The organism is Stenotrophomonas maltophilia (genome assembly GCF_039555535.1).
Taxonomy (GTDB): domain Bacteria; phylum Pseudomonadota; class Gammaproteobacteria; order Xanthomonadales; family Xanthomonadaceae; genus Stenotrophomonas; species Stenotrophomonas maltophilia_Q.
On sequence record NZ_CP154630.1, the window covers coordinates 419,548 to 432,493 of the forward strand.

Below are 12,946 nucleotides of genomic sequence, written 5' to 3' on the forward strand. Positions count from 1 at the left end.
ACCTCTCGCCAAATGGCTCGGGATCGCTAGAATGCCGGGCTTGTAAACGTTTTCATCAAGGACTGCTGGTGGCCTCCGATCGCATCGAATCCCTCATTGCCCAGATGACCGTCGAGGAAAAGGTCGGCCAGCTGGGTGTCTTCGCGGACATGGTCCGCCCGTTCGCCCCGGACGTGAACCCGGAAGCCAACGTGCGCAATGCCGACCAGGTGCTGCAGCAGGTGCGCGAGGGCAAGGTCGGCTCGCTGTTCAATGGTGTCGGCGCCGAGCTGGGCCGCCGCATCCAGCAGGTCGCCACCGAGGAAAGCCGCCTGGGCATCCCGGTGATCCTGGCCGCCGACGTCATCCACGGCATGCGCACCGTGTTCCCGATTCCGCTGGGCGAGGCCGCCAGCTTCGAGCCGGACCTGGCCGAGCGCACTGCGCGTGCCACTGCCATCGAGGCCACCGCCGCCGGCCTGCACTGGACCTACGCACCGGCCGTGGATATCGCCCGCGACCAGCGCTGGGGCCGTGGCGCCGAAGGTGCCGGTGAGGACGTGGTGCTGGGCTGTGCGTTCGCCGCCGCCCGCGTGCGCGGCTTCCAGGGCAGCGACCTGCGCGCGGCCGATTCGCTGCTGGCCACGCCCAAGCATTTCGCCGCCTATGGCGCGGTGATGGCCGGCATGGAATACAACATGGTGGACATCTCGCCGCAGACCCTGCGCGACGTGCACCTGCCGCCGTTCAAGGCCGCCTTCGACGCCGGCGCGATCACCGTGATGTCTTCGTTCAACGACATCAACGGCGTGCCGGCCAGCGCCAATGCCGAACTGCTGACCGACATCCTGCGCGGTGAGTGGAAGTTCCCGGGCGTGGTGATCTCCGACTACACCGCCGACATGGAACTGGTCGCCCACGGCTATGCCGCCGACGACCGCGATGCCACCGCCAAGGCGTTCACCGCCGGCCTCGACCTGAGCATGCAGAGCGGCTTCTACGCCGAGCACCTGCCGGGCCTGGTCGAGAGCGGCGAGGTGCCGATGGCGGTGCTGGATGAAGGCGTCCGCCGCATCCTGTGGCTGAAGGAAACCATCGGCCTGTTCGACGACCCGTACCGTTCGCTGGACCCGGCGCGCGAAGCCGATACCTCGCACATCGCCGCGCATGACGACCTGTCGCGTGATGCCGCGCGCCGCTCGATCGTGCTGCTGAACAACCGCGACAACGTGCTCCCGCTGCAGAAGACCGGGCAGAAGATCGCACTGATCGGCCCGTTCGTGCAGGACCGCGAGAACATCGAAGGCTGCTGGACGCTGTTCGGTGACAAGCAGCGCTATGTGGACCTGGAAACCGGCGTGCGCGCCGCCATCGGCGATGCCTCGCTGCTGGAGATCGTGCCCGGCTGTGATCTGGAAACCGCGATTCCGGGCGGCACCGAAGCGGCCGTTGCCGCCGCGCTGCGTGCCGACGTGGTGGTGCTGGCACTGGGCGAACCGCAGCGTTACAGCGGCGAAGCGCAGTCGCGCGTGGAGATCACTCTGCCGCCGGCACAGCAGGCGCTGGCCGAAGCGGTGGCGATGACCGGCAAACCGCTGGTGGTGCTGCTGCGCAATGGCCGCGCGCTGGCGCTGCAGGGCGCGGTGCGCAACGCGCATGCCGTGGCGGTCACCTGGTACCTGGGCACGCAGACCGGCCATGCCGTGGCCGATGTGCTGTTCGGTGATTACAGCCCGTCCGCGCGCCTGCCGGTCAGCTTCCCGCAGGTGTCCGGCCAGCAGCCGTATTTCTACAACCATCCGCGTACCGGCCGCCCGGAACTGCCGACCATGTCGGAGTTCAAGGCGCGCTGGCGCGAGATCCCGAACGAACCGCTGTACCCGTTCGGCCATGGCATCGGCTACACCACCTTCGCTTACGGCGTGCCGCAGCTGAGCACGGCACAGCTCGGCTGGGACGACACCCTGACCATCACCACCGTGCTGACCAATACCGGCCGCGTGGCCGGCGAGGAAGTGGTGCAGTTGTACATCCACGACCGCGTGGCCAGCCGCGTGCGCCCGGTGCGCGAACTGAAGGACTTCCGCAAGGTGGCACTGCAGCCGGGCGAGTCGGCCGAAGTGGTGTTCACCCTGACCCGTGAACAGCTGGCGTTCACCGGCCGCGACGGTGTGCTGCGCGCGGAACCGGGTCAGTTTGACCTGTGGGTCTGCGCCTCGTCGGCGGCCGGCGAAGCCGTGCAGTTCGAGCTGCTGAAGGGTTGATCGCGGAATGGCAGCGCCGGGCCATGCCCGGCGTTGCTGCGCTCACATTGCACGAACACGCCGGGCGTGCCCCGGCGCTACCATCGGGCTCCCTGTTTCGATGGAGTGCGCGCATGCGCTGGATGGCTTATCTGATTCCCGCCCTGTTGCTGGCGGCCTGTTCGCAGCCGGCGGCACCACCGGCCGAGCCCGCCGCGGATGCACCGCCGCCGATGGAGGCCAGCGCCCCGGCAACGCCTGCGGCATCCACCGCTGAGCCCGCCGCCGCTGCACCGGCCGCACCCGAAGCGGATGCGCCCGCGGAAGACGCACGCGCACGCATCGAAACGCTGCTTGGTGATGCGGCGCAGTACGAAAAGGTGTTCAACGCGTTCAGGACCGCCGTGGTCGGTGGTGATCGTGCTGCCGTGGTGGAGGAAGTGCGCTTCCCGCTGAACATCGCGGATGGAAAGAAGATCACCGGCCCGGGCGAGTTCCAGCGCAACTACGAGAAGATCATCACACCGGCGGTGGTCAAGGCGGTGTCCGAACAGGACTTCGGCAAGGTCTTCGTCAACCAGCAGGGCGTGATGATCGGCGATGGACAGGTGTGGTTGAACGGGCAGTGCCTGGACCAGGCCTGCAAGAAGACCGAGGTGAAGGTCATCACCATCCAGTAAACGGAAGCGGCCCCGCATGCGGGGCCGTCCCGGGAAAATGTGCCGATCAGGCCTTCGGCGTCAGCTTCAGCAGGCGCGCCTTGCTGCCGTCTTCCAGCAGCCACAGGGCGCCATCCGGGCCCTGTTCCACTTCGCGGATGCGCTCGCCCATGTTGAAGCGTTCGGCTTCGCGCGCGCTGTCGCCATCAAAGGCCACGCGCACCAGCGAGGTCGACGACAGCCCACCGATGAAGCCGCTGCCCTTCCACTGTGGGAACAGGCTGCCGCTGTAGATCACGAAGCCGGCCGGCGAGATCACCGGCGTCCAGGTCACCTTGGGTGCAGCGAATTCCGGGCGGGTGTCGTGGTCGGGAATCGGGCGCCCGTCGTAGTGGTCGCCGTTGGAGACGATCGGGTAGCCATAGTTGGCGCCGCGCACGATCAGGTTCAGTTCGTCGCCGCCAGCCGGGCCCATTTCATGCGCCCACAGCTTGCCGTTGGCGTCGAAGGCCATGCCGAGGATGTTGCGGTGGCCCAGCGACCAGATCTGCGCGGCCACGCCGCCCTGGGAGGCGAACGGGTTGTCGGCGGGCAGGCTGCCATCGTCGTTGAGGCGGACGATCTTGCCGAGGTTGCTGCCCATGTCCTGCGCCGGGTCGAACTTCTGCCGCTCGCTGGAGCTGATCCACAGCTTGCCGTCCGGGCCGAAGGCAAGGCGATGGCCGTAGTGGCCTTCACCGCTGACCTTGGGGCTTTGCCGCCAGATCACCTTCAGGTCCTTCAGTTGACCGGCACCGTCGTCATCCAGCGCCAGCGTGGCACGGGCCACGGCCGCACCGCGGGTGTCCAGCGTGCCTTCCTCGGCGTAACTGACGTAAACGACATGATTCCGGGCGAAATCGGGGTGCAGGATGATGTCGCCAAAGCCACCTTGGCCACCGTAGGCGACCTTCGGAACGCCGCTGATCTCATGCTTCTGGCCGCTGGCCAGGTCCAGATGCTGCAGCTTGCCACGCTTTTCGGTGACCAGCAGGCCGCCGTCAGGCAGGAAGGTCATCGCCCACGGCTGGTCGAAGCGGCTGACTTCGGTGGCGTCGAACGGGCGCTGGTCGGCGGCGGTAGAGGCCACGGGCGCGGTGGCTTGGGCGCCGTTGGCGGCCGGGTCGGCGGCATTGCAGGCAGAGGTGGCGAGGATCGGCACCAGGCCGAGGGCGAGCAGCAGGGGTGTGCGGGTCATGGGTATCTCCAGGGCGGGGATGCGGATGGCCGGGCTGTCCCTTGTATACCACTGGAGGCGTGACCGTCGTGGCCCGAAGGTCCTGCGCCCCCCTGTGCGACGGCGGCGGGATCGTCTAGGGTGGGCACGCCCGGGCAAAGCAAGCCCGCCTGACTGCAAGGATCTGCAATGAACACTGCCATGCCCCACAAGCCGTCCACCGCCTTCATCGCCGCCTCGTGGGTGGCCCTGCTGCTGGGCGCGGCGGCCTACCTGATCGGCCTGTTCAACGCCGCCACGATGGCGCTCAACGAAAAGGGCTACTACCTGACCCTGCTGCTGTTCGGCCTGTTCGCGGCGGTGTCGCTGCAGAAGAGTGTGCGTGACCGCGTCGAGGGTATTCCGGTGAGCGCGCTGTACTACGCGCTGTGCTGGTTTGCGCTGCTGTCGGCGCTGATGCTGCTGCTTGTTGGGCTGTGGAATGCCACCCTGGCATCAAGCGAGAAGGGCTTCTACGGCATGGCGTATGCGCTGTCGCTGTTCGGCGCTGTGGCGGTGCAGAAGAACACCCGCGACCTCATCGCTGCAGGTGGTGGTGAGAGCAAGCGCAGCGCGGTCGTGCCACCGCTGCCGGAACAGGAGTGATCGACCCGGTGTAGAGCCGAGCCATGCTCGGCTCAGTCGAGCATGGCTCGACTCTACAGACGTGGTGCGAGAGCCGAGCACGGGCTCGGCTCTACAGAAGCCTGGCGTTATCGCTTCAACCGCGGGTCCGCCAGCTGTGCATCTTCCCAGCCACGGCGCACAGCGCCGCGCACCTGGGCCCATTCCAGCCGGCTGCGGCCACGTTCATTGGCCCAGCGTGATTCCAGCTCGGCTTCGACCTGTTCGTAGGCGCGGATCATGTCCTGTGCGCGGGCCGCATGGCCGATGCGGTAGGCCGGTTCGTAGTCCTCGAAGAACAGCTGGTCGTCGTAGTACGGCTCGGACGTATAGCGTTCGCGCCAGTAGTTGCTGACCGCGTCGCGCGGCGTGCTGTCGTCCGGTACGCGGCCGGGGATCTGGTACTCGGTCATGGAAGGCTCCGTTGTGGACGAAGCCTGATCGTGCCTGCGTGGCGGTTAACGGCCCGGTCCGGCAGCGTGATCGCCAGATCAATCCGCCGGGCATGGCCCGACGCTACCGGTCACGCGGCGTCGGCATCCTTGCGCGGCAGCTTGTAGATCACCGCGCCGATGGCAAACGCCACTAGTGCGGCGGCGATGTTCTGCCAGCTGGCACTGGCGAACAGTGCAAGGCACAGCAGCAGCGCCAGCACCGGAATCAGTGGGCCGCCGGGTAGTTTCAGTGCACCTGGCCGGTCCGCGAAGCGTTTGGCCAGCACCAGCACCGCAGCCGCCGTACCGATGTAGGCGAACAGGCGCGTGGTCATCGACAGCAGCGCCAGCTGCACGAACGAACCCGACAGGGCCAGGCCGAGCGCGATCAGGCCCTGGCACAGGATCGACGCGGCCGGGGTGTGGAAGCGTGGGTGCACCTGCGCCAGGATCTTCGGCCCGTAGCCATCGCGGGCCAGCGCAAACAGGAAGCGCGGGCCCATCATCATCGTGTTGCTGTTGGTGCCGAGGATGGAGATGGTGGCACCGACAGTCAGGATCAGCGCCAGTGCTTCGCCACCGAAGCCGGCGGCGGCATCGGCCAGCGGCGTGGCCGAGCTGGACAGGCCGGCCAGCGTGCCTTGTGCCACCACCTGCACCGCGCCGTAGATGACGGTGACGGTGATGATCATGGTGATCAGCGCGAACGGAATGTCACGGCGCGGATTGCGGTATTCGCCGGCGGCGGCCGGAATGTTCTCGAAACCAGCGTAGGCGTACAGCAGCAGGAGCGCGGCTTCGCCCATGCGCTGCAGGTCATGCGGGTCCGGGCGCTGGCCGGAGAACGCCAGCTGCGGGTCGATGTAGAACGCGCCGATGGCCACGAACAACAGCAACGGCAGCATCTTGCCGATCACCAGCACCACGCCGGTGCGCGCGGCCGAGCGCACGCCGATGATGTTGACCCCGGTGAGGAAGCCCAGCGATACCACGATCACCGCGATGCGACCCATGCCGGCGCCAGCCCACGGCCAGAAGCGTGCGACCGCATCGGCCAGCGCATTGCTCAATGCGGCCGCCGAGCTGATGCGGGTCAGCCAGATCATCCAGCCGATCTCGAACCCGGCGAAGCGCCCGAACGCCTCGCGGGCATACAGGTAGCTGCCGCCGGGCTCGTCGAAGTAGCTGGCGGCCTGTGCGTAGCACAGCACCAGCAGCGCGACGACGACGCCGGCGGCGACCACGCCCCACAGGCTGAACGGGCCGAGCAGGGCGACGGTGGCGGCCGGCAGCAGGTAGATGCCGCTGCCGATCACATCGTTGATCGACAGGCCGACGATCTGCCAGCGGCTGACCGCGCGCTGCAGCTGCGGTTCGTCCTGCGCGCTCAATGGGCGTCTCCGCGCAGTGCGGGCAGCTGCCACTGAGCCTGCAGGCGCGTGTACTCGGCGCGCGGCAGCAGCACGAAGCGCGGCGCATCCTGCGGCCGCAGCCAGTCCAGCAGCGCCTGCATGCGCGCCTGCGGCATCGCGGTGCAGCCGGCGGTGGCCTCGCCGGGCTGCCGCCACAGGTGGGCGAAGATGCAGCTGCCCTTGCCGGGCTGGTTGTCCGGGTTGTGGGCGATGACGAAGCCTTCCTGGTAACGGACGTCGCCCTTGTTGTGCAGATCCAGCCGCATCGGCTCGGTGGAAACTGCCACGGCTGCCTTGCCGACCTTCTTCGCGTCGACGATGCGGTTGTAGAACGGCGAGGCAGGCACATCCATGCAGTAGCTGCTGTCGAGCATCGGCTGGTAGGCCATCGCGGTGCCGGGGCGGGTGACCGCATAGCCGAACGCGCTGCCGAGCGCGAACACGCCCGCCGGGCTGCGGCCATCGCCTTCCTGCTTCTGCGGGCCGTCGGCCTGCGCCGGGTGCAGGCCCAGGCCCCAGGCACTGCCGGTGCGGCCAAGCGCCACCGGGAACGCCCGTCCATGCGCATGCCAGCCCTTGCCATCGCGCACATAGGCCTGCAGCTGGCCCTGGGTGCTGTCCCAGCCATCGCTGGTGACCACGATCAGCTGGCGCGCACCCTCCAGCGGCGCGGCGTGGACGGACACCGTTGCGGCAAGCAGCAGCGCAGCGGTAGCGAGACGGACCAGCGATTTCATCAACAGGTGCTCCGGTCAGGAATCCAGCAGGTGGTCGATCCGCTCCAGATTCACCGCCAGCTGCTGCTGGCGGTCCGGATTGGCGTGGCAGAGCAGCACGAACAGGAAATCGAGCAGGGCATGCATGGCGCTACGGTACAGCAGCTGCGCGACCTGCGGCGTGCGATCATGCGCACACACCGCCAGTGCTGCGTCAGCATGCGCGCGCAGCGGGTTGGCGGTGTGGCGGGTAATGGAAATCACCTTGCCACCCATGTCCTGGAACTGGCGCGACAGCTGCGAAAGCTGCGGCAGGTTGCCGAATTCGGAGAACACCAGCAGCGCATCGCCGGGGCGCGCGGCCGACAGGTTGGCCAGCATCAGGATCGGGTCGGTGTGCGGCACCACCAGCAGGCCGAGCAGCGACAGCCGCATGGCGAACTCGCGGGCGAACAGGCCATCGTCACCCAGGCCATGGACGAACAGTTTGGGCGCGCCGTCGAGGAGCTGCACGATGCGCTCGATCTCTTCGCGCGGGTTCGCCTGGCGGGTTTCCTCTTCGGCCTGCGCCTTGCTGCGACGCAGGGCGTCGCCCAGGCGCAGGTAGTCATCGCTGCTGTCGGGTTCGGTGGGTGCCTGCTGCGGATCGGCGCCAGCACGGGCGACATCCTGGCCGATCGAGTACTTCAGGTCCGGGTAGCCCTTGAAGCCGAGCTTCTGGCTGAACTTCACCACGCTGGACTGGCTGATGCCGAGCGCACTGGCCAGCTGCTGGGACGAGTAGTCGCGCAGCAGGTGGGCGTTGTCGAGGATGAAGTCGGCAATGCGGCGTTCGATGGCCGACATCTGCCCGCGCTCGGAACGGATCTTCAGCAGGGGCGGCATGCGGGGTGTCCGGGCATGTGTAGGCGCGTTGCGGTTGGCAGCGTAGAGCGTGTCATGGAGTGGGTCGGGCGGGTGGGGTTTGCAGGGGACGCCGTGAATCCGTCCATGGAGGCTTGGCCGCGCTTGCGCGTTTGCGCTGTCCTGCGCAAACGGCAAGACCGGGGTTGGGCGTCCTGCCCAACCCGCCCGAGGCATGCCTCGGGCCCATGGCGCGGACACCCCTGCAAACCCCACCCGCCCGACCCCGGACAGATCGCGCGCGTGCCAGCCGCGAAGGGGATACGGGGTAGAGCAGAAGCAAGCGCAAAAGCATCCACGCATGTAGTGGATCCACGGGATGCAGTTGTTGCCTTTGACGTTGAGTCCGCCTTCAAGCGAGCCGAGCACCGCAGGTCCGGCGAGGGCGAAGAGGGGCGGGTGTCTGAGCGCAGCGAGTTCCCGCGCCGTCCCTCGACGGGCCGAGGAGCGCAGGGAACCGGTGCGTAGCACCGGCTCGCGGCCGGCGGAGCGTTTCTTTTGGTTACTTTTCTTTCCGCGGAAAGAAAAGTAACGCCCGACCAAGAGTCAGTTGTACGCCAGGCCAGCCGCAAGGCAGAGATCAACCCAGCATCTCCAGCCCACGCACTTCGGTGATGCCCAACCCCGGCACGTCGCTGATGCTGATCTCCGATTCGTTGAAATGCACGCCCCCGCTGACCGGGTCGAACTGGCCCAGCGACGGGCCGTCCAGGTCGACCTTGGTGATCACATCGCTCTTGGCCACCGCCAGGTGCACGGCGGCGGCAACGCTGATGCTGGATTCGATCATGCAGCCGATCATGCACGGCACACCGTAGATGCCGGCGATGTCGGCGATGCGGATCGCGTTGGACAAGCCGCCGGTCTTCATCAGCTTGATGTTGATGATGTCGGCCGCGCGCTGCTGGATCAGGTCCATCACCTGGCTCGGGCTGAACACGCTCTCGTCGGCCATCACCGGCGTGTTGACGCGGTCGGTGACGTACTTCAGACCGCTGATGTCGGCCGCCTTTACCGGTTGCTCCAGCAGCTCCAGCACCACGCCGGCCTCTTCCAGCGTGCGCATCGCATGCACCGCCTGCTTGGCGGTCCAGCCCTGGTTGGCGTCCAGGCGCAGCAGGGCGCGGCCTTCCACCGCCGCATGGATCGCCTTGACCCGCTCGATGTCCAGGCCGATGTCCTTGCCGACCTTGATCTTCAGCGACTCGAAGCCGCGGTCGATCGCCGACAGTGAATCGGCCACCATCTTGTCGATGTAGTCCACGCTGATGGTGATGTCGGTGGTGATCACCGGGTCGCCGCCACCGAGCATCTGGTACAGCGGCGCACCGTGCAGCTGCGCCCACAGGTCGTACAGCGCGATCTCCACCGCGGCCTTGGCACTGGTGTTGCGCTCCATCGCGGTCTGCACCAGCCCGCACAGACGATTGAGGTTGACCACGTCCTGGCCGATCAGGCGCGGCGCGATGAAGTGGCGGATCGCTTCGATGATCGAGCCGTGCGTATCACCGGTGATCACTGCGGTGGCGGGGGCTTCGCCGTAGCCGGTGTGGCCGGTGTCGGTGCGGATCAGTACGACCACGTCTTCCACGGTCTCCACCGTGCGCAGGGCGGTCTTGAACGGCGTCTTCAGCGGCACGCGCAGCATGCCCAGTTCGATGGCAGTGATCTTCATTCAGGAGTCTTGGCGCGCAGGCGCTGGATGTTGGTGATGCGGTCGATGTAGCGGACGGTATCGCTGGCCATCATCGGCTCCAGCGGCGTGACCGAAACACCATTGAGGTGGGCCTGTACGCGCTTGCCGTCAGCACCGAACCAACTGCCGCCCGCGGTATCGTGGATGACCCAGGTGCGGCCGTCGACGTGGCCGATAGCCATCATCACGTGCCCAGGGATATAGACCAGGTCGCCCACCTGCAGATCGGTGACCGCACGTTCGCGCGCGGCCTTGCCGACCCTGTCGGTGAAGGGCAGGCGGTCCAGCGCAGGGCTGATCGCCTGTGCGCTGGTATTGCGCGGCAGCAGCACGCCGAAGCTGCGGTAGATCTCGGAAACGAAGCCGCTGCAGTCGCGCGTGTCGTAGTCGTGGCCCCAACCGTAGCGCTCGCCCAGGAACTTGAAGGCCTGCTGCAGCAGCAGGCGCGGAGTCAGTGGCAGGTAGTCGGCGGCGGTGTCCTGCGAGCGCGGCAGCAGCGCCGGCACCAGCTTCAGGCGGCCATCGGTTTCGCGCACCGGCAGCTGCACAACCCACGAGGCATGCGCCTGCTGGCCGTTCACCGGTTCGGCGGCGGGCCAGTCGGCCAGCACCGGCAGGCGCACGCCCATGTCCAGCTGCAGGCGCGAGACGCGCGGTTCCTCCGGGGTGTAGGCGGTCTGTGCGGTGGCGCCGGTGACGATGCGATACGGGCCCTTCGTGCCGTAGCCGAGCACCGTGCCCTTGTCGCCGCTGGCGATGGCGTCGGCTTCGATCCACGCGCTGTAGCGCTCGCTGTGCACGAACAGCCAGCGGCCATCGGCGCTGCGATGGACCACGGCAACCTTGTCACCGGGGAACAGTGCCGATTCCTGGAAGCGGTCGATGTCGGTGTCACCGGCAGTGCTGAAGACGCGCTCGCGGGTGGGGAAGGTGCGCAGCGCGGCACGCTTCACCACCAGCCCGTAGGCCGGTGTCACCTGCGCGGGAATCGCATCGAGGCCGAGGTTGGCCTGGATGCCGCTGCGTAGCGCCGGGGCGATGGCCTTGCCCTTCTCGTTGAACAGTGCACGCTCGGGCCAGCGTGACAATGCGCTGATGCTGGCGCGTACCTGCGCGGCATCGAGCTGTGCGGGCAGCGAAGCGATGTCCTGGATGTGGCTGTCCTGCGCCCGCATCCGCGCGTTCTGCGCGTCGATCTGCGCGCGGTCCAGGATCGGCGCATCGGCATTGTCCAGGCGTGCGGCCCAGTACTGCGGTGTCAGGTAGGCCTCGTGCAGGCCAACCACATAGGGCAGCGGCGCGCCGGGGTCAGGTGGCGGTGCAGCCTGTGCGAAGGCCGGTGCGGCCAGCAGGCACAGGGCCAGGGTCAACCGGCGCGACCACTGCCGGTCCGGTGCGCGGGAAGCCAGGATCATGCGCTGCATACCCTCCTCGAATGCCAGTTGGAATATTTATTCCTTTCTCTGGCGAAAGCAAGAATAAATTATTGACCGGTGTTCCGGCCCGTGTTACACAGCCATTACCACCCGCGCTGGGGAAGTGTCGCTGTGGATCCTGCCGTTCGCAAACCGCGTCTGCCTGCTGCTGCCGGCCTGTGTGCCGCGCTGCTGCTGTGGGCGTCGGCCGCGCAGGCGGCGGATGCGCGCAGCAGCCAGCAGCGGGCGCGCCAGACGCAGGTGATCGACCTGATCGACAGCGGTCGTTTCAGCGATGCCGAAGCGCTGCTGGCAACGGCAGGCAATACTGCCGAAGGCGCCTTCCAGCGCGAGCGCATGCGCCGTATCCGCCTGGATTTCAGCCTTGACCAGCAGGCCGCGAAGGCCGCCGTGCGCCGCTGGATCCCCGACCTGAGCGACGAGGAATTCGCGCGCTGGGACCAGCTCGGCCTGATCGAACACCTCGATATCGATGGCACGCGCCGGTACTTCAAGCGTGCACCGTCGAACCTGTTCCTGCTCAGCGACGAAGCGCGTGCACGTCGCCGCGCAGATGCGCCTATGCCGGCGCCAGGCCCGAACGAAGTGCTCAACGCACACCACGCGCGCGTGGTTGCCGCCGCCGAACAGAGCGGCCAGGCCTGGGTGCTGCCACAGCGCATCGAATTCACCCAGACGCTGACGGTGAAGGCCGATGCCGTGCCGGCCGGCGAAACCGTGCGCGCATGGATTCCCTATCCGCGCGAGATCCCGGGGCAGCAGGAGCAGGTGCAGTGGCTGGGCAGCGCCCCGGGCAAGGCGCGGGTGGCACCGGCCAGTACCCTGCAGCGCACCGCCTACCTGGAAGCCAAAGCCGTAGCCGGCAAGCCGACCCGGTTCGAGATCCGCTACGCGGCGACGATCTTCGCGCGGCACACCGCGATCGATCCGGCGAAGGTGCAGGCCACGCCGAATGATCCTGCGTTGAAGCCCTACCTGGCCCAACAGCTGCCGCATGTGCGCTTCACCCCGGCGCTGAAGCTGTTCTCCGACCAGGTGCTGCAGGGCGAAACACGCCCCCATGAAGTGGTGCGCAGGCTGTTCGCTGCTGTCGACCGTATTCCGTGGGCCGGTGCACGCGAATACTCCACGCTCAGCAACATCAGCGATTACGCCTTGCGCACTGGCCATGCCGACTGCGGGCAGCAGACCCTGCTGCTGATCGCGCTGATGCGCATGAACGGCATTCCCGCGCGCTGGCAGTCGGGCATGGTGTTCTCCGGCGATGGCAGTGGTTACAACAATCTGCACGACTGGGGGCAGGTCTACCTGGCGCCGTACGGCTGGCTGCCAATGGACGTGACCACCGGCGCGCTGGCCAGCGATGTAACGGCATTGCGCGACTTCTACCTGGGTGGCCTCGATGGTTACCGCATCGCCTTCAACGACGATTTCGGCCAGCCCTTGGTGCCGGCCAAGCAGCACTTCCGCTCGGAAACGGTCGACTCGCAGCGCGGCGAGGCCGAGTGGGCAGGCGGCAACCTGTACTTCGACCAATGGAGCTACGACTTCCAGTGGCGGGTACTGCCAGCCGGGCAACGCTAGCGCGA

At 67.3% G+C, this 12,946-nt stretch carries 11 protein-coding genes; 4 read left to right on the forward strand and 7 right to left on the reverse strand.

Annotated elements, in window-relative coordinates:
* Positions 1-68 precede the first annotated feature (68 nt).
* Positions 69-2,243, forward strand: a complete 2,175-nt coding sequence (locus AASM09_RS01855; protein ID WP_049426939.1) for a glycoside hydrolase family 3 N-terminal domain-containing protein — start codon at positions 69-71, stop codon at positions 2,241-2,243.
* A 113-nt stretch (positions 2,244-2,356) separates the two neighbouring features.
* The gene (locus AASM09_RS01860; protein WP_049426937.1) at positions 2,357-2,902 is read left to right on the forward strand and encodes a hypothetical protein; all 546 of its coding nucleotides are present in this window, start codon (positions 2,357-2,359) and stop codon (positions 2,900-2,902) included.
* A 46-nt stretch (positions 2,903-2,948) separates the two neighbouring features.
* Here the strand turns inward: AASM09_RS01860 and AASM09_RS01865 are convergent, their stop codons facing one another.
* Positions 2,949-4,118, reverse strand: a complete 1,170-nt coding sequence (locus AASM09_RS01865) for a PQQ-dependent sugar dehydrogenase (protein ID WP_049426934.1) — start codon at positions 4,116-4,118, stop codon at positions 2,949-2,951.
* 168 nt (positions 4,119-4,286) lie between these two features.
* On the opposite strand from AASM09_RS01865, the gene yiaA reads away from it, so the two are divergent.
* Positions 4,287-4,742, forward strand: coding sequence for an inner membrane protein YiaA (yiaA, locus tag AASM09_RS01870; RefSeq protein WP_049426932.1), 456 nt, complete (start codon positions 4,287-4,289; stop codon positions 4,740-4,742).
* Between the two features lie 107 nt (positions 4,743-4,849).
* On the opposite strand, the gene AASM09_RS01875 is transcribed toward yiaA, so the two are convergent.
* From AASM09_RS01875 to AASM09_RS01900, 6 genes are all read right to left on the reverse strand, one after another.
* Complete coding sequence (locus AASM09_RS01875; RefSeq protein WP_049426930.1) at positions 4,850-5,173, reverse strand: hypothetical protein; 324 nt, start codon at positions 5,171-5,173, stop codon at positions 4,850-4,852.
* Between the two features lie 110 nt (positions 5,174-5,283).
* Entirely contained in the window at positions 5,284-6,585 is a 1,302-nt protein-coding gene (locus AASM09_RS01880; protein ID WP_049426928.1) for an APC family permease, read from the reverse strand.
* Positions 6,582-7,343, reverse strand: a complete 762-nt coding sequence (locus tag AASM09_RS01885) for a L,D-transpeptidase family protein (RefSeq protein WP_343368728.1) — start codon at positions 7,341-7,343, stop codon at positions 6,582-6,584. Before AASM09_RS01885 ends, AASM09_RS01880 begins: the two co-directional genes overlap by 4 nt.
* 15 nt (positions 7,344-7,358) lie before the next feature.
* Entirely contained in the window at positions 7,359-8,207 is an 849-nt protein-coding gene (locus tag AASM09_RS01890; protein ID WP_049426924.1) for a MurR/RpiR family transcriptional regulator, read from the reverse strand.
* A gap of 598 nt (positions 8,208-8,805) precedes the next feature.
* A complete protein-coding gene (locus AASM09_RS01895) occupies positions 8,806-9,900 on the reverse strand; it encodes a dipeptide epimerase (RefSeq protein WP_049432862.1) in 1,095 nt (364 codons plus the stop codon).
* On the reverse strand, positions 9,897-11,336 hold the full coding sequence (locus AASM09_RS01900; RefSeq protein WP_049432911.1) for an SH3 domain-containing protein: 1,440 nt from the start codon (positions 11,334-11,336) through the stop codon (positions 9,897-9,899). The genes AASM09_RS01895 and AASM09_RS01900 overlap by 4 nt, the downstream gene beginning before the upstream one ends.
* Before the next feature lie 132 nt (positions 11,337-11,468).
* On the opposite strand from AASM09_RS01900, the gene AASM09_RS01905 reads away from it, so the two are divergent.
* Complete coding sequence (locus AASM09_RS01905) at positions 11,469-12,941, forward strand: transglutaminase-like domain-containing protein (RefSeq protein WP_049432865.1); 1,473 nt, start codon at positions 11,469-11,471, stop codon at positions 12,939-12,941.
* Positions 12,942-12,946: the final 5 nt, after the last annotated feature.

Bases quoted from the DNA above. Each gene is read 5' to 3' on its own strand.
- AASM09_RS01895 (WP_049432862.1), bottom strand. From the start codon at position 9,900: ATGAAGATCACTGCCATCGAACTGGGCATGCTGCGCGTGCCGCTGAAG.
- AASM09_RS01885 (WP_343368728.1), bottom strand. From the start codon at position 7,343: ATGAAATCGCTGGTCCGTCTCGCTACCGCTGCGCTGCTGCTTGCCGCA.
- AASM09_RS01860 (WP_049426937.1), top strand. From the start codon at position 2,357: ATGCGCTGGATGGCTTATCTGATTCCCGCCCTGTTGCTGGCGGCCTGT.
- AASM09_RS01875 (WP_049426930.1), bottom strand. From the start codon at position 5,173: ATGACCGAGTACCAGATCCCCGGCCGCGTACCGGACGACAGCACGCCG.
- AASM09_RS01890 (WP_049426924.1), bottom strand. From the start codon at position 8,207: ATGCCGCCCCTGCTGAAGATCCGTTCCGAGCGCGGGCAGATGTCGGCC.
- yiaA (WP_049426932.1), top strand. From the start codon at position 4,287: ATGAACACTGCCATGCCCCACAAGCCGTCCACCGCCTTCATCGCCGCC.
- AASM09_RS01900 (WP_049432911.1), bottom strand. From the start codon at position 11,336: ATGATCCTGGCTTCCCGCGCACCGGACCGGCAGTGGTCGCGCCGGTTG.
- AASM09_RS01865 (WP_049426934.1), bottom strand. From the start codon at position 4,118: ATGACCCGCACACCCCTGCTGCTCGCCCTCGGCCTGGTGCCGATCCTC.